Origin of the sequence: Stutzerimonas azotifigens DSM 17556 (assembly GCF_000425625.1) — a bacterium.
In the GTDB taxonomy this organism is placed as follows: domain Bacteria; phylum Pseudomonadota; class Gammaproteobacteria; order Pseudomonadales; family Pseudomonadaceae; genus Stutzerimonas; species Stutzerimonas azotifigens.
Map to the genome: position 1 here is coordinate 17,261 of NZ_AUDU01000045.1, position 15,714 is coordinate 32,974.

The 15,714-nt window shown below is 70.4% G+C and carries 11 protein-coding genes; 2 read left to right on the forward strand and 9 right to left on the reverse strand.

Features of this window, described 5'->3' with window-relative positions:
- Window positions 1-274 precede the first annotated feature (274 nt).
- From H610_RS0104840 to leuS, 5 genes are all read right to left on the reverse strand, one after another.
- On the reverse strand, window positions 275-1,570 hold the full coding sequence (locus H610_RS0104840; RefSeq protein WP_028238635.1) for a lytic murein transglycosylase: 1,296 nt from the start codon (window positions 1,568-1,570) through the stop codon (window positions 275-277).
- Between the two features lie 64 nt (window positions 1,571-1,634).
- Complete coding sequence (arfA, locus tag H610_RS23265) at window positions 1,635-1,793, reverse strand: alternative ribosome rescue factor ArfA (protein WP_043237661.1); 159 nt, start codon at window positions 1,791-1,793, stop codon at window positions 1,635-1,637.
- 216 nt (window positions 1,794-2,009) lie between these two features.
- Window positions 2,010-3,038 carry a DNA polymerase III subunit delta gene (gene holA, locus H610_RS0104850; protein ID WP_028238636.1) on the reverse strand — a complete coding sequence of 343 codons (1,029 nt, stop codon included), beginning with the start codon at window positions 3,036-3,038 and terminating at the stop codon, window positions 2,010-2,012.
- A gap of 21 nt (window positions 3,039-3,059) precedes the next feature.
- Window positions 3,060-3,662 carry an LPS-assembly lipoprotein LptE gene (locus H610_RS0104855; protein ID WP_028238637.1) on the reverse strand — a complete coding sequence of 201 codons (603 nt, stop codon included), beginning with the start codon at window positions 3,660-3,662 and terminating at the stop codon, window positions 3,060-3,062.
- Between the two features lie 36 nt (window positions 3,663-3,698).
- Complete coding sequence (gene leuS / locus H610_RS0104860; protein WP_028238638.1) at window positions 3,699-6,305, reverse strand: leucine--tRNA ligase; 2,607 nt, start codon at window positions 6,303-6,305, stop codon at window positions 3,699-3,701.
- A 254-nt stretch (window positions 6,306-6,559) separates the two neighbouring features.
- Between leuS and H610_RS0104865 the strand changes: the two genes are divergently transcribed.
- Together H610_RS0104865 and H610_RS0104870 are read left to right on the forward strand one after the other, a co-directional pair.
- Entirely contained in the window at window positions 6,560-7,000 is a 441-nt protein-coding gene (locus H610_RS0104865) for a hypothetical protein (protein ID WP_028238639.1), read from the forward strand.
- 74 nt (window positions 7,001-7,074) lie between these two features.
- Window positions 7,075-7,836, forward strand: coding sequence for a YdcF family protein (locus H610_RS0104870; RefSeq protein ID WP_028238640.1), 762 nt, complete (start codon window positions 7,075-7,077; stop codon window positions 7,834-7,836).
- Between the two features lie 6 nt (window positions 7,837-7,842).
- Here the strand turns inward: H610_RS0104870 and H610_RS0104875 are convergent, their stop codons facing one another.
- The 4 genes from H610_RS0104875 to H610_RS0104890 form a co-directional block, all read right to left on the reverse strand.
- Complete coding sequence (locus H610_RS0104875) at window positions 7,843-11,124, reverse strand: carboxyl transferase domain-containing protein (RefSeq protein ID WP_028238641.1); 3,282 nt, start codon at window positions 11,122-11,124, stop codon at window positions 7,843-7,845.
- A gap of 128 nt (window positions 11,125-11,252) precedes the next feature.
- On the reverse strand, window positions 11,253-12,140 hold the full coding sequence (locus tag H610_RS0104880) for a polyprenyl synthetase family protein (protein WP_028238642.1): 888 nt from the start codon (window positions 12,138-12,140) through the stop codon (window positions 11,253-11,255).
- The gene (locus H610_RS0104885) at window positions 12,137-12,376 is read right to left on the reverse strand and encodes an exodeoxyribonuclease VII small subunit (protein WP_028238643.1); all 240 of its coding nucleotides are present in this window, start codon (window positions 12,374-12,376) and stop codon (window positions 12,137-12,139) included. The genes H610_RS0104880 and H610_RS0104885 overlap by 4 nt, the downstream gene beginning before the upstream one ends.
- A gap of 113 nt (window positions 12,377-12,489) precedes the next feature.
- A complete protein-coding gene (locus H610_RS0104890) occupies window positions 12,490-15,585 on the reverse strand; it encodes a transglycosylase domain-containing protein (RefSeq protein ID WP_084166375.1) in 3,096 nt (1,031 codons plus the stop codon).
- Window positions 15,586-15,714: the final 129 nt, after the last annotated feature.

Consider the following 15,714-nt stretch of genomic DNA (forward strand, 5'->3'; position numbering starts at 1 on the left):
GGCTTCAGGCTTCAGGCTTCAGGCTTCAGGCTTCAGGCTTCAGGCTTCAGGCTTCAGGCTTCAGGCTTCAGGCTTGTAGGGTGGGCTTCAGCCCACCAGACAACGGCAAAGGTGGGCTGAAGCCCACCCTACGATGCACCTCGCACCGAAAGACTTGACGACCGCTTCGGTGCCCCGGATTCTCTCCAGCCTCCAGCCTCCAGCCTCCAGCCTCCAGCCTCCAGCCTCCAGCTACGGCAAAGGTGGGCTGAAGCGGAGCGCCGCCCGGCCCACCCTACGGCTCCGCCCGCAGCCGGCCGAGCAGTTCCTGCGTCGGATGGCCGTCCGCCGGCCAGCCGAGCCCCTGCTGGTAGCCGCGAATCGCCTTGCGCGTGTTGGCGCCGATGATGCCGTCCGGCGCGCCCGGGTCGAAGCCCTGGCGGACCAGGCGCTCCTGCAGTTCCAGGCGTTCGGAGCGGCTCAGCGGCTGTTCGCCACGCGGCCAGCTGGCCTGCACCTGGCCGCCGCCGTCGAAGCGCTCGGAGAGCAGGCCGATGGCCAGGGCGTAGGCCGAGGAGTTGTTGTAGCGCAGGATGGTGCGGAAGTTGTCCAGCACCAGGAACGCCGGGCCGCGATAGCCGGCCGGCAGCAACAGGCTGGCGACGGCCTGCTCGTCGCCGGCGGGAATGCCCGCCAGGCCCAGCCGGCGCCATTCGCCGATCGGCTTGCGCACCTCGGCGTCGGCCAGCGAATAGTCGAAGTCTTCCGGCAGCATCACCTCGAAGCCCCAGGGACGGCCAAGCTTCCAGCCGGACTGCTGGAGGTAGTGCGCGGCGGAGGCCAGGGCGTCGGCCGGGGTGTCCCAGATGTCGCGGCGGCCGTCGCCGTCGAAGTCCACGCCGTGGCTGTTGTAGGTGGTCGGGATGAACTGGGTCTGGCCCATCGCGCCGGCCCAGGAACCGCGCATACGCTCGGGCTGCACGTCGCCGTGCTGGAGGATGTCCAGGGCGGCGAGCAGTTGGGCGCGGGCGAACTCGGGGCGCCGCCCCTCGTGGGCGAGGGTGGCCAGCGAGCGGATCACCGACTTGTCGCCGATGATCTGGCCGAAGCTGCTTTCCAGGCCCCAGATGGCGACCAGCGCCCCGCGATCCACGCCGTAGCGGGCTTCCAGCTGGTCGAACAGCTCGGTGTTCTGGCGCAGCAGCCGCTGGCCGTTGCGCACCCGGTCGGCGGAGAGCGCGCTTTCCAGGTATTGCCACACCGGACGGGTGAACTCGGGCTGGCTGCGGTCGGCCGTCACCACCGAGGGGTCGGGGGTCACGCCGGCGAAGGCACGGTCGAAGACATCGGGGCGGATGCCGCTCTGCAGCGCCTGCACGCGGAAGTCCGCGAGCCATTCGTCGAAACTCATCGGCGGTTCGCTTTCCGCTTCCTCGACCTGCGTCAGCTCCTGCGAAGCCAGCGCCAGCGACGGCACCTTGGCCGGCAGCGCGTTGGCCAGCGGCTCGGCCGCACAGGCGACGACCAGGCTGAAGGCCAGGCCGGCGATCAGCGAGCGCAGCAGGAGGACGGGAAGGAAGGTGGACAGCATGTAGCGAAGCTCGACTGGTTCACATCGGCTCACGACCATATCACGCTTTGGCGGGATTGGCTTTTCAGGCCGCCAGATGGACCGAAGCCTCCAGGTCGGTGAACCGGGAGGCTTCGCGGCGGTAGCTGCCTTTGCCCTTGCGGGGCGTTTCCTGGCGGCTGCGGAACAGCGGTTGCGCGACCAGGGATTTGGCCTTGTTAGGCCGCTTTCGACTCTTGCTCATGCGTTTCCCTCTGGCTTGCCCAAGGAGCGGGCGAGGGCATCATAGGCATTGTGCAAAAAATGTCCAGATGTGGAAGCACAAGCTTGAAACAGCTCTTCGGGACGATGCTCTTGGGCTTCAAGCCTTCAAGCCTTCAAGCCTTGGCAGTCCTGCGGCCTGCGATCGCCCCGAGGGCGGGCCTCCCACAAAAGCAGCCTGTGCACCGAGCCCTGCCTGCTAGACCCCAATCCGCTGCCCGCAGAGCTGCAGGCACAGGCTGGCCAGGCTGCGCCAGGGGTCGCCGGCGGCCTGGCCCTTGATCTGTGCGTCGATCTGCTGGGCGTCGAGCAGCAACTGGTTCCAGCGCGCCGCGCCGTGGCGCTGCAGCGCCTTGGAGAGCAGCGGCCGGCGCTTGTCCCAGACCGGCGGGCGGGCCTGGCTGAAGGCGCGCTCCAGCGGTATGCCCTGGGCGTACTGGTACGCCAGGTTGGCCAGCAGGCGCAGTTCGCGGGCCAGCGCCCAGAGGATCACCGGCGTCTCCACGCCTTCGCCGCGCAGGCCCTCGAGCATGCGCAGGGCATGCGCGGCCTCGCCGTTCAGCGTGGCGTCGATCAGGCCGAAGACGTCGAAGCGGGCGCTGTCGGCGACCGCGGCCTGGACGGTCTCGGCAGTGATCTGGCCGGCCTCGGCCAGCAGCTTGAGCTTCTCGATTTCCTGCGCGGCGGCCAGCAGGTTGCCTTCCACCCGCGCGGCGATCAGCTCGATCGCCTCCTGGTCGGCGGCCAGTCCGGCCTGGCTCAGGCGCTGGCGAATCCACTGCGGCAGCTGCGCCGCCTCGATCGGCCAGATCTGCACGAACTGCACCTGCGGCCCGTCGATCAGCGCCTTGGCCCACTTGGTCTTCTGGGTGCTGCCGTCGAGCTTGGGCAGGCTGACCAGCAGCACCGTGTCCTCGGCGGGGCGGGCCAGGTATTCGAGCAGGGCGGCCGCGCCCTTGTCGCCGGGCTTGCCGTTGGGGATGCGCAGGTCCAGCACGCGCCGTTCGGCGAACAGCGAGAGGCTGGCGCCGGCCTCGATCAGCAGGTTCCAGTCGAAGGCGTTGTCGGCATTGAATACCTGCCGTTCGCCATAGCCCTGTACGCGAGCCGCCTCACGGATCACGTCGGCGGCTTCCTGGCAGAGCAGCGGCTCGTCGCCCGAGACCACGTAGACCGGCGCCAGAGCTCCCTGCAGGTGCTTGCCGAGCTGGGCGGGCGAGAGCTTCATGGGTGCGCGCAGCGGCCCCGGTCAATTGCCGAACGGGATCTGCAGGGGCGACGACTGCGGCGTCGCGTCCTGGGCGCGGCGGGCGGCCTCCATGGCCTCGGCTTCGGCGCGGGCGCGCGCCTCGGCATCGGCCTGGAGCTTGTCCAGCTGCGCGGGTGTGACGTACTGCAGGCGCAGCATCAGCTGCTGCACCACCTCGCGGCGCATTTCCTCGCGCAGCTGCTCGGCCTCCTGGCTGGAGCCGATCACGTTGTTCTGGTCCTGTACGTAGACCTTGCGCACTTCCACCCGGTCGGTGATCAGCGGCTCGCCCTGTGGGCCCTGGATCTGGTAGTCGACCGTGGTGATCAGCTCCTGCTCCGCGCTGCGCGCGGCGGCAGTGTAGCTGGCGGTCCGGCGCTGTTCGTTCTCGCCGGCCAGGTAGAGGCTGTAGCGGCCACCCGGCTGGACGCCGTTGCTCTCCAGCGCCTCGCGCACCGCGCGAGTGGTCTCGCCGTAGCTGTTGCGCGCATCGACCGACAGCCGCTCGAGGGCGAAGTCGGACGTGCCGGTGCCGCGCAGCTGGAAGCCGCATCCCCCGATCAGCGCCGCCAGGGCCAGTACCGCCAGATTCCGTTTGCTCATCTTGTTGTCCTCACGCCAGCGCCGCGCCGGCCCGAATCAGTTAGCGACGATGTTGACCAGCTTGCCGGGCACCACGATGACCTTGCGAATGGTGAGGCCCTCGGTGAAGCGCAGCACGTTTTCGTTGGCGCGGGCGGCGGCTTCCACCGCCTCGCGGCTGGCTTCGGCCGACACTTCGATCTGGCCGCGCAGCTTGCCGTTGACCTGCACCACCAGCGTCAGGCTGTCCTGCACCAGGGCGGATTCGTCGACCGCAGGCCAGGGCGCATCGATGATCGCGCCGGTCTTGCCCAGCTGCTCCCAGAGGCTGTGGCAGATGTGCGGGGTGATCGGCGCCAGCAGCAGGGCGACGGTTTCCAGGCCTTCCTGCAGCAGGGCGCGGTCCTGTTCGCTGGCGGCCGGCGCCTTCTCCAGCACGTTCATCAGCGTCATCACCTGGGCGATGGCGGTGTTGAACTTGTGGTGCTGGCCGACATCGACGCTGGCCTGCCTGATGGCCAGGTGGATGGCGCGGCGCACGGCCTTCTGCTCGTCGTTCAGCGCGGCGACGTCCAGCGCGCCCGGCAGGCCGGCGCTGACGTGGGTGTGGGCCAGGCGCCAGACGCGGCGCAGGAAGCGGCTCGCGCCCTCGACGCCGGAGTCGGACCACTCCAGACTCATGTCCGGCGGCGAGGCGAACATCATGAACAGCCGGCAGGTGTCGGCGCCGTAGGCGTCGATCATCGCCTGCGGGTCGACGCCGTTGTTCTTCGACTTGGACATCTTCTCGGTGCCGCCGATTTCCACCGGCAGGCCATCGGTCTTCAGGCGCGCGCCGATGACCTTGGCCTTGGCGTCGCGCTCGACCTCGACGTCGGCCGGGTTGAACCAGTCCTTGCCGCCGTTCTCGGCGGTGCGGTAGTAGGTCTCGGCGACCACCATGCCCTGGGTCAGCAGGTTCTTGAACGGCTCGTTCGAGGAGAGCAGGCCCTCGTCGCGCATCAGCTTGTGGAAAAAGCGTGCGTAGAGCAGGTGCAGGATGGCGTGCTCGATGCCGCCGATGTACTGATCCACCGGCAGCCAGTGGTTGGCGGCGGCCGGGTCGACCATGCCCTGTGCGTAGTTCGGGCTGGCGTAGCGGGCGAAGTACCAGGACGACTCGACGAAGGTGTCCATGGTGTCGGTCTCGCGCTTGGCCGGCGCGCCGCACTTCGGGCAGCTGCATTCGTAGAATTCGGGCATCCGCGCCAGCGGGCTGCCGGCGCCGTCCGGCACCACGTCCTCGGGCAGGACCACCGGCAGCTGGTCTTCCGGCACCGGCACGTCGCCGCAGGCGTCGCAGTGGATGATCGGGATCGGGCAGCCCCAGTAGCGCTGGCGGCTGATGCCCCAGTCGCGCAGGCGGAACTGGGTGCGCGCCTGGCCGAGGCCCTTCTTCTGCAGCGCGACTTCCATGGCGTCGAAGGCGCCCTGGAAGTCCAGGCCGTCGAACTCGCCGGAGTTGATCAGGGTGCCGTGCTCGCCGTAAGCGTCCTGCCAGGGCGCGGGCGTCTGGTCGCCGGCACTGGTGCGCACCACCGGCTTGATCGGCAGGGCGTACTTGCTGGCGAATTCGAAGTCGCGCTCGTCATGCGCCGGCACGGCCATCACCGCGCCTTCGCCGTAGTTCATCAGCACGTAGTTGGCGACCCATACCGGCAGCAGCTCGCCGGTCAGCGGGTGCTGCACCTTCAGCGAGGTGGGAAGGCCCTTCTTTTCCTGGGTGGCGATGTCGGCTTCGGCGACGCCGCCGCGCTTGCACTCGTCGATGAAGGCCTGCAGCTCCGGATTGCCCTGCGCAGCCTGGGTGGCCAGCGGATGTTCGGCCGCCACGGCGACGTAGGTGGCGCCCATCAGGGTGTCGGGGCGGGTGGTGTAGACCTTCAGCGCGCCTCCGCTGCCGATGCTCTGGACGTCATAGGGGAAGCTCACTTCCATGCCGCGCGACTTGCCGATCCAGTTGCGCTGCATGGTCTTGACCTGTTCCGGCCAGCCATCCAGTTCGTCGAGGCTGTCGAGCAGCTCGTCGGCGTAGGCGGTGATCTTGAAGTAGTACATCGGGATTTCGCGCTTCTCGATCAGCGCGCCCGAGCGCCAGCCGCGGCCGTCGATCACCTGCTCGTTGGCCAGCACCGTCTGGTCGACCGGGTCCCAGTTCACCGTGCCGTTCTTGCGGTAGATCACGCCCTTCTCGAACAGCCGGGTGAACAGCCACTGCTCCCAGCGGTAGTAGTCCGGCTTGCAGGTGGTGACTTCGCGCGACCAGTCGATCGCCAGCCCCAGCGATTTGAGCTGGGTCTTCATGTAGTCGATGTTCTCGTAGGTCCACTTGGCCGGCGCGACCTTGTTCTTCATCGCGGCGTTCTCGGCCGGCATGCCGAAGGCGTCCCAGCCCATCGGCTGCAGCACGTTCTTGCCCTGCATGCGCTGGTAGCGCGCGATCACGTCGCCGATGGTGTAGTTGCGCACGTGCCCCATGTGCAGCTTGCCGCTGGGGTAGGGGAACATCGACAGGCAGTAGAAGGTGTCCTTGCCCGGTTGTTCCTTCACTTCAAAGGACTTGTTCGAATCCCAGTGGGACTGCGCGGCGGCTTCGATTTCGCGGGGCTGATACTGTTCGTGCATGGCTACTGGCGTTGGAAAGGGAGGGCTGGCTTGCCGGTTAGGCGTGCCGGGAGAGGCCGGGTGCCGATGGGGCAGGCCTCGCGCGACGCAGCGCCGAGCGCAAGCATGGAAGCCGCCTAGCATACATGACCCCCGCGGCACGGGGGAAACCCGTTTTCCGGCCGCCGGCGGCGATCCGTCCGTCGCTGGGGCCGCGGCTGGCAACACCCGGTACTACGCTTGCCGTGGGGGAGAACATTGCAGCGAGGTGTCAGATGGGACGGGTACGACAGGCCGGCGACGAGGGCCTCTACGGGCGGGTGTTGCAGCGCCTGAGCCACGCCCTGGCGGAGGCGGAGCACCGGGCGGGGGCCGCCGACGCCGAACGGGAGCTGGAAGTGCAGGGGCTGTCCGCGGCCGAACTGGCCTTCATCCAAGCCTACCTCAGCGGCGACGCGCGCTGGCTGTCCGGCTGGCACGCGGCGGCCGAGGAACAGGCGTTGATCGAGCGTCAGACCAGCCGTCCGTCCCTTCGCGCGCTGCGAGCGCGTACCGGCTGGCGCGGCCGCAATACCGCCAACCTGCAGCGCAACCTGGCCTGCGCGCTGTGCGGCGCCGAGGTGCGCTGGCCCGACGGGCCGGGCCCGGTGACCTGCGGCAGCTGCGGCTCGCACCTGCTGCGCGGCCGCCAGCAACTGGGCTCGCGCCGGCACTGAAGGCACGCCAGAGAGCCGACAAACGCCCGGGCAGGCGCTAGAGTGCCTGGACGTTCGTCCAGAAAGCCTCGTCGATGCCGATCCGCTACATCCTCAAACAACTGATCCTGCCGCCGGGCGGCCTGTTGCTGCTGCTCCTGCTGGGCTGGTGGCTGCGGCGCCGGGCGCCGCGTTTCGCCGCGCTGTGCTTCGTGCTCGGTTTCGGCGGCCTGTGGCTGATGAGCCTGCCGGCCGTCGTCGAATGGGGCGCGCGGCTGGTGGAGACCGAACCGGCGCTGCCGGAGAGCCAGTGGCCATCGCTCGGCCAGCGCGCCGGGGCGATCGTCGTCCTCGGCGCCGGACGCGAACAGGACGATCCGGCCTGGGGCGGCGACCAGCCCAGCGCTCTGGCGCTGGAGCGTCTGCGTTACGCGGCGCGCATCGCGCGGGCCTCGCAACTGCCGGTGCTGCTCAGCGGCGGGCTGCATTTCGGCCAGCCGCCAAGCGAGGCGAGCCTCGGCGGCGACGTGATGGCGCGCGATTTCGGCGTCCCGGTGCGCTGGCTCGAGGAAGAAAGCCGCACCACCTGGGAGAACGCCGTCTACAGCGCCCGGCTGCTGCGCGAGGCGGGCATCGAGCGGGTCGTGCTGGTGACCTCGGCGGCGCACATGCCGCGCTCGCGCTGGTGCTTCGAGCAGCAGGGGCTGGAGGTGATAGCCGCCCCTTCCGGGTTCATGAGCGGCGACACCACGCGTCCGCTCGGCGGCTGGCTGCCGGAAGCCAAGGCCTACTGGCAGAACGGCCTGCTGCTCAACGAGGTGGCGGGGCTGCTGCTCTATCCGCTGGTCTATCGCTGAGCGTCGTCACCAGGTGTCGATCATCGGCCGCTTGCGACCGGCGCGTCCGACCGGCCTCGGCGTGCTGGCCAGGCCGCGCAGAAGCCAGCGGCGGGTGTCGGCCGGGTCGATGACATCGTCGATCTCGAGGAAGCTGGCCATGTTCAGCCCCTTGCCATGCCGGTAGGCACGGTCGACCAGCGTCCTGAACAGCTCTTCGCGCTGCTGCGGGTCCTCGATCGCCGCCAGCTCCTTGGCAAAGCCCAGCCGCACGGCGCCTTCCAGGCCCATGGCGCCGAACTCGCCGCTCGGCCAGGCGACGGTGAAGAACGCCGAGTGGAAGCCGCCGGCGGCCATCGCCTGTGCGCCCAGGCCGTAGCCCTTGCGCAGCACCACGGTGAAGAAGGGCACCGACAGGCTGGCGGCGGTGACGAACATCCGTGACACGTGGCGCACGCTGGCCTGCCGCTCGGCGTCCGGGCCGACCATGAAGCCGGGCGTGTCGCACAGCGAGATCATCGGCAGGTCGAAGGCGTCGCACAGCTGCATGAAGCGCGCGGCCTTGTCCCCGGCCGCCGCGTCGATGGCGCCGCCCAGGTGTTGCGGGTCGTTGGCGATCAGCCCGAACGGCTTGCCCTCGAGGCGCACCAGGGCGGTGATCAGACCCGGCGCGAAGGCGCGGCGCAGCTCCAGCACCGAGCCCTGGTCGAACAGGGTGTCGACGACCTGGCGGATGTCGTAGACGCGCAGGCGGTTCTCCGGAATCAGGTGGCGCAGCAGACGCTGGTCGGCGCAGGTCCAGTCGTCGAGTTCGCCCTGGAAGTAGCCGAGGTAGCGCCTGGCCGTCTCGATCGCCTGCGCCTCGTCGTCCACCAGCAGGTCGATGACGCCGTTGGGCGCCTGCACGCTCGCCGGGCCGACCTCTTCCGGCGCGAAGCGGCCGAGCCCGCCGCCCTCGATCATCGCCGGGCCGGCCATGCCCAGGCTGGTGTTGGCGGTGGCGATGATCACGTCGCAGCAACCCAGCAGCGCGGCGTTGCCGGCGAAACAGCGGCCGGCGACCACGCCCACCAGCGGCACCAGGCCGGACAACCTCGCCATGCCGATAAAGGTCCGGTTGTCGAGCCCGGCGACGCCGAGAAAGTCTGTGTCGTTCGGCCGCCCGCCGCCGCCTTCGGCCAGCAGCACCAGCGGCACCCGCCACTGCTCGGCCAACTGCAGCATGCGCTCGGTCTTCTTGTGGTTCATCACCCCCTGGGTGCCGGCGAACACCGTGTAGTCGTAGCCCATCACCATGCAGCGCCCGGCCTGGTCGCCGAAGCGCGCGGCGTTGACCGTGCCGAGGCCGGCGACCAGGCCGTCGGCCGGGCTCAGTTGCAGCAGCTCCTCGTGGCTACGGCGCTGGCGCTGGGCGGCCAGGGCCAGCGCGCCGTATTCGATGAAGCTGCCGGGATCGAGCAGCTGCGCGAGGTTCTCGCGCACCGTGCGCATGCCCAGCCTGTGCCGTTTGGCGACGGCCTCGGGGCGGCGTTCGTCGAGGCCGATGGCGTGGCGTTCGAGCACCTCGGCCAGGTCGGCACGAATGTGTTCGAGGTCGATGGCCTGCTCGGCATCGCCGTCCGTGGCCTCGACCTCGGCCGGCTCGAGGAACAGCAGCGGCGCGCCCTCGGCCAATGCGTCGCCGGGCCGGGCGCACAGCTCGCGCACCAGGCCGCTGTGCTCGGCGCGCACCTCGAACTCCATCTTCATCGCCTCGAGCACCGCGATCACCTGACCGCAGGCCACGGGTTGCCCCGGCTGCACCGCGAACTCGACCAGCACCCCGGCGTTCGGCGCGCCCAGCGCGACGCAGCCGGGTGGCGCCTCGACCGCCCGGGCGCCGGGCCCGGCCTCGGCGGCGGTTTCCCCGGCATGCAGCTGTGGATGCGCCTGCGGCCGCTCGGCCAGCAGCTCGCCGAGATGCTCCTCGAGATAACCGGTGGTGACCCGGTTGGCGACCACCTCTGGCCGGCGCAGCAGGTTCTGCAGCAGCGGGATGCTGTTCGGCACGCCCGCCAGGCGGAATTCGCAGAGCGCCCGATAGGCCCGGCGCAGCACCGCCGGGTAGTCGCCCTCGGCCTGCACCACGAGCTTGGCGAGCAGCGAATCGTAGCTCGGGCTGACGCGGTAGCCGGCGTAGCCGTAGCCGTCGACGCGGATGCCCGGGCCGCTGGGCGGCTCATAGGCGCTCAGGATGCCGGTCGCCGGCTGGGCGCGGCCGTCGGCGCCGAGCCGCTCGAGATTGATGCGCAGCTGTACGGCGTGGCCCCGTGGTGCCGGGATCTGCGCCTGGGTCAGGCCCAGTTCGGCGAGGCGGGCGCCGGCGGCGATGCGCAACTGCGCCTGCACCAGGTCGATGCCGGTCACGGCTTCGGTGACCGTGTGCTCGACCTGGATGCGCGGGTTCGCCTCCATGAACACGAAGTCGCCGCGGGCCTCGTCGACGAGGAATTCGAAGGTGCCCAGCCCACGGTAGTTCACCGCCCCGGCCAGGCGCAGCGCGGCGTCCAGCAGCCGCTGGCGCAGCCCGGGGGCGAGGTTGGGGCTCGGCGCAATCTCCACCAGCTTCTGGTGGCGCCGCTGCAGCGTGCAGTCGCGCTCCCACAGGTGGCTGACGCCGCCCTGGCCATCGCCGACGACCTGCACCTCGATGTGCCGGGCGCGCTCGATCAGTCGCTCGACGTAGAGCGCGCCATCGCCGAAGACGCTGCGCGCTTCGGACTCGCAACGCGCGTAGGCGGCGGCGACCTCGGCGGCCGCGGTCACCGCGCGCATGCCGCGCCCGCCACCGCCGGCCAGCGCCTTGATCATCATCGGCCCGTGCTCGGCGAAGAACGCCTGGGCCTGCTCCAGCGTGGTCGGCCGGTCGGTGCCGGCGGCCAGCGGGATGTCCAGGCGCGCGGCGAGCCGGCGGGCGCGGGTCTTGTCGCCGAACTGCTCCAGCACCTCGGGTTCGGGGCCGACGAACACCAGCCCGGCGGCGTAGCAGCGGCGGGCGAATTCGGCGTTCTCGGCGAGAAAGCCGTAGCCCGGATGCACGGCCTGGCAGCCCTCGGCGAGGGCGATGCCGATCAGCCGGTCCATGTCCAGGTAGGCCGCCACGCCGCGCCCTTCGAGCGCCACTGCCCGGTCCGCGCGACGCACGTGCAGCGAGGCCGCGTCGTCCTCGGCGTAGACCGCCACGCTGCACAGCTCCAGCTCGGCGGCGGCACGGGCGATGCGGATGGCGATCTCGCCGCGGTTGGCGATCAGCAGGGCGTCGAAGGGCATGGGCGTACCTTTGTCGTTGTCGTTATGGCGACGGCAAGGGTAGGTCCCCGCCGGGGCGGGGGAAATCTTGTTGCCTGTGGCGAATGGCTGGCTACAGCCTGCGCTGATGACGCCGCCCTGCGCGGGGCTCAGCTGCGGCGTTCGACGATGAAGCGGGCCAGCGCGCGCAGCGGTTCGGCCGGCTGGCCGAAGCCGCGCACGGCATGCAGCGCCAGGTCGCGCAGTTCCAGGGCGTAGGCCTTGGCCGCGTCGAGGCCGAGCAGGGCGGGGTAGGTGGGCTTGTCGCGGGCGATGTCGGCGCCCTGGGTCTTGCCGAGCGTGGTGGTGTCGCTTTCCACGTCGAGGATGTCGTCCTGCACCTGGAAGGCCAGGCCGATGGCCGCGGCATACTGCTGCAGCGCAGTCAGGGCGAGGCTGTCGGCCTGGCCGCTGGCCAGGGCGCCGAGCTGCACGCTGGCCTCGATCAGCGCGCCGGTCTTGTGCCGGTGCATGTTCTCCAGGGCGGCGCGGTCGAGCGAGCGGCCCACCGAGCCGAGGTCGATCGCCTGGCCGCCGACCATGCCGGCCGGGCCGGCGGCGCGCGCCAGCACGGCGAGCATGCGCAGGCGCATGGTCGGGTCGGCCGGGTTGTGCCGTTCGCCGCTCAGCGCCTCGAAGGCCAGGCTCTGCAGGCCGTCGCCGGCGAGAATCGCGCAGGCTTCGTCGAAGGCCTTGTGGGTGGTCGGCTGGCCGCGGCGCAGGGCGTCGTCGTCCATCGCCGGCAGGTCGTCGTGCACCAGCGAGTAGGCGTGGATCAGTTCCACCGCGCAGGCGGCGCCGTCGGCGTGGTCGAGGTCGCCTTCCAGCGCCTCGCAGGCGGCGTAGACCAGCAGCGGGCGCACCCGCTTGCCGCCGATCATCACGCTGTAGCGCATGGCCTCGTAAAGCCGCGCCAGCGACGGCTCGTCGGTCTGCAGGAGTTGCCCGAGGCAGGCGTCGACGCGTTGCTGGCAGGCCTGCTGGTAGGCGCGGATCATTCGTCGGCGTCCGTCTGGAACGGTGCTTCCTCGAGCTCGCCGTTGCGCTCCAGGAGGATCTGCACCTTCTGCTCGGCCTGGGCCAGCGCGGCCTGGCAGTCGCGGGTCAGGCGGATGCCCTGCTCGAAGCAGGTCAGCGAGTCCTCCAGCGACAGCTCGCCGCTTTCCAGGCGTTCGACCAGCTGCTGCAGGTCGGCGAGGGACTGTTCGAAATCGACGGCTTTCTTGCGGGCCATGGCGGGACCTGTCTGGAGGGCTCTGAAACGGGGGCGACATTAGCAAAGAGCCCGGGTCACAGCCAGCGGCGGCGGCCGCCGGCTGTGTGAAAACATTGCGCCCGCCCGTCGACCTAGTGGAGTGTGGCCACCTGGGGGGCCGGCCGGCACAGGCTGTCCGCCCCCTGCAGGTACGGCTGCAGCACCGGCGCCATGCCCTTGAGCACCTGCACCGGCAGCGCCGAGGTGAAGCGGAAGCTGCTGGCGCCGCGTCCGGGCACGAAGGCGGTGAGGGTGCCGAAGTGGTTCGGCCCCAGGTAGAAGACGAAGGTGGCGGTGCGGTTGAGCGCCGTCGAGCCGATCAGCCGGCCGCCGGCGCCGATGCTCTGGATGCGGTTGTCGCCGGTGCCGGTCTTTCCGCCGACCGTCAGCGGCTGGCCGTCGGCCTGCTGGAACACGCCCTGCAGGCGCCGCGCGGTGCCGCCGTCGACCACGCTGGCGAGCGCGCCGCGCAGTGCTTGAGCGACCTCCACCGGCAGTACCCGCTCGCCTTCGGCCTCGCGCAGGCCCAGGCGCGTCTCGTAGGGGGTGTCGCTGGCGAAGTGCAGGCTGTCGATGCGCACGCTGGGCAGGCGCACGCCGTCGTTGAGGATGATGCCCATCAGTTCGGCCAGCGCCGCCGGCCGGTCCCCCGAGCTGCCCAGCGCGGTGGCCAGCGACGGCACCAGGTGGTCGAACGGATAGCCCAGGCGCTGCCAGCGGCGGTGGATGTCGGTGAAGGCCTCGACCTCCAGCATGATGCGGATGCGGCTGTCGCGCGCGCTCTTGTGGCGGCTGCGCAGCAGCCAGCCGTAGACCTCCTGGCGTTCGTCGCGGCTGGCGGCGTCGATCTCGGCGAAGCCGGCGTCCGGGCGCTGGATCAGGTAGCCCAGCAGCCACAGGTCGAGCGGGTGCACGCGGGCGACGTAGCCCTGGTCCGGCAGGCTGAAGCGCCCGGGGCCGTAGCGGGTGTAGAGGCCGTCGAGCTGCTTCTCGGTGAGCGTCTCGCCCTCCAGGCGCGAACGCAGGAAGCGCTCGAAGCTGGCGCGGTCGGCGTCCGGCATCAGGTAGCGGTGCACCGCCGCCAGGCGTGTCGGCGTCGGCCGCATGCCGTCGAGGAAGGCTTGGATGCGCTCCTCGCTGGTCTTGCCGCGGTACTTCTTCCAGAAGCGCTGGAGGAACACCGCGCCCTCGCGGTCGGCGAAGCGGGCCAGGTACTCAAGGCGCTCGGGGTTCTCGTCGTCCTTCAGCAGTTCGGCGCTGTTGGTCGTCTGGTGCATGCTGTAGCTCACCAGGTCGCGCATCAGCCGCACGAAGGGCAGGTTGATCGACTCCTGCAGCGATTCGCGCATGCTCGGCAGCCGGCCGTCGTCCTCGCGGCGGAAGTTGCCGAAGCGGTGCAGGCCCGAGCCGGTGAAGAAGCGTTCGGCCGGGCTCGCCGAATAGCGCCGGTCCAGCGCCGCCTCGAGCATCGCCGGCAGGCTGCGGTCCTCGTTGGCGGCGAGCCAGGCCAGCGCCCAGCGGGTGAGGTTGTCCTCGGCCTCGAGGGCGTCCAGCTGGCGCGCGCCGAGGCCGGCGTAGCGCTGGTGCAGCTCGGCGACGATCTCCAGGTAGGTGGTCAGCACGCGCAGCTTGGCGGTGGAGCCGAGCTCCAGCTTGCTGCCCTCGTTGATGTCGAAGGGCTGGTTGGTGCTGTCGGTCTGCACGCGCACGCGGAAGCCGTCTGCGCCGCGCTCGAACAGGGTGAAGCTGTAGCGCACCTCGGCGGTCTTCTCCGGCGACAGCATGCGCTCGCCGAATAGCCCGGCCTGGCCGGCGAACGCCGGGTCGGCGAGCTGCCGCAGGTAGTGGCTGACCTGCGCCTGCAGATCGCCCTGCAGGGTGGTGGTGGCGGCCAGGTCGATGCGGTCGAGGTCGTACAGCGGCAGGCCGAGCAGGCTGGCCAGCCGGCTGCGGGCGACGGTGATGCCCTTGGTGGCGTCCACCGGACGCACCGCCGGGTCACTGCGCAGGTCGCGGAAGCTCACCCGTTGCGCGAGGGTGGCGTCGCGCAGCGCGGCATCGATGATGCCGGCGCGCGCCAGCAGGCGGACGTGGCTGTCGGTCAGCTCGGCCAGGTCGGCGCGGCCCTGGCCGAGGTAGTGGGAGGGCCGCCGCTGGGCGATCATCAGCGAGAGCACCTGGCGCAGCGCCAGGCCGCGCGCGGCGAGGTCGGCCTGGCCGTCGTCGCGCGGGTCGAGCAGGCGGTTGACCTCGTCGAAGTCGGCGCCGTACCACAGCCGCAGGCCGTCGGCGATGCCGTGCACCTCGCCGTGCCCGTAGGCGGCCGAGAGCGGCACGCTGTTGAGGTAGTCGCGCACGATGCGCTGGCGGCTGCCCAGGGTCTGCGGGCCGTCATGGTAGGCGCGCACGCTGGCGGAGACCATTTGCCGCAGCTTTTCCTCGGCGCTGTCGGTGCGCCCGTCCGGCGAGTGGCGGTACTTCTCCACCTGGGTCGCCAGGGTGCTGCCGCCGGCGGCCTGGCCGGGCAGGCCGAGCTGCTTCTCGGCCTGGCTGACGGCGGCCATGACGAAGCGCGGCCAGTCCACCGCCGGGTTGATGCGCGGATGCTCCTCATCGAGCAGGCCGCGGTTCTCGATGAACAGCAGGCTCTGCACCACCAGCGGCGGGATGTCTTCGAAGCGCCGGTAGAACTGGTGCGGGTAGCTGTTGGCGTAGAGCGGCTGGCCGCGGCAATCGTCCACCGTCAGCCCGGCCTGGGACTTTTCCGGATAGGGGATGAAGAAGCCGCGCCCGGCGTAATCTTCCAGCGCCGGCGAGAAGCGCACCTGCTCCTCGATGCGGAACTGGCGTGCGGTCAGGCGGGACAGGAAATCCGGCAGGCTGGAGTAGCCGAGGCGCTGGTCGAAGGGGCCCTGGCCGGGGAAATGGATGTGCTCGCTCGGCCCGGGCTCGAGGCGGTAGTCCAGGCGTTCGGCGAAGCGGCTGAGCCAGCGCGCCTGCAGCTCGGAGGTGCGCACTTCGTGCCAGACGGCATAGCTGCCGCCGGCCAGGACGGACACGCCGACCAGCAACAGCAGCCGCTGGCCCAGGCGGCGGGCACGGCGATTTTCCCAGCTCTCCGGCTCGGGTGATGAAGCGGCTCTGGAGCGCGCCTTGCGCGTCTCCTCGGATTGCCATACTGCGCCCATTTTCTCCGGCCTGGCGTTCCTGCGATATCGCGCTGTCAAGCTTAGCGTCCCGCTTGTTGGGCGATGGGCTCGGGCGGACGAACGGAGGGAATTTTTACGGGCTTTGAGCCAGCGCCCTTTCCCTGCGAG

What these genes read in the sequence shown, in the direction of transcription:
- H610_RS0104885 (WP_028238643.1), bottom strand. Translation starts at nt 12,376, where the DNA reads ATGGCCCGCAAGAAAGCCGTCGATTTCGAACAGTCCCTCGCCGACCTG.
- H610_RS0104890 (WP_084166375.1), bottom strand. Translation starts at nt 15,585, where the DNA reads ATGGGCGCAGTATGGCAATCCGAGGAGACGCGCAAGGCGCGCTCCAGA.
- H610_RS0104840 (WP_028238635.1), bottom strand. Translation starts at nt 1,570, where the DNA reads ATGCTGTCCACCTTCCTTCCCGTCCTCCTGCTGCGCTCGCTGATCGCC.
- H610_RS0104855 (WP_028238637.1), bottom strand. Translation starts at nt 3,662, where the DNA reads ATGAGCAAACGGAATCTGGCGGTACTGGCCCTGGCGGCGCTGATCGGG.
- H610_RS0104865 (WP_028238639.1), top strand. Translation starts at nt 6,560, where the DNA reads ATGGGACGGGTACGACAGGCCGGCGACGAGGGCCTCTACGGGCGGGTG.
- leuS (WP_028238638.1), bottom strand. Translation starts at nt 6,305, where the DNA reads ATGCACGAACAGTATCAGCCCCGCGAAATCGAAGCCGCCGCGCAGTCC.
- H610_RS0104880 (WP_028238642.1), bottom strand. Translation starts at nt 12,140, where the DNA reads ATGATCCGCGCCTACCAGCAGGCCTGCCAGCAACGCGTCGACGCCTGC.
- H610_RS0104875 (WP_028238641.1), bottom strand. Translation starts at nt 11,124, where the DNA reads ATGCCCTTCGACGCCCTGCTGATCGCCAACCGCGGCGAGATCGCCATC.
- H610_RS0104870 (WP_028238640.1), top strand. Translation starts at nt 7,075, where the DNA reads ATGCCGATCCGCTACATCCTCAAACAACTGATCCTGCCGCCGGGCGGC.
- holA (WP_028238636.1), bottom strand. Translation starts at nt 3,038, where the DNA reads ATGAAGCTCTCGCCCGCCCAGCTCGGCAAGCACCTGCAGGGAGCTCTG.
- arfA (WP_043237661.1), bottom strand. Translation starts at nt 1,793, where the DNA reads ATGAGCAAGAGTCGAAAGCGGCCTAACAAGGCCAAATCCCTGGTCGCG.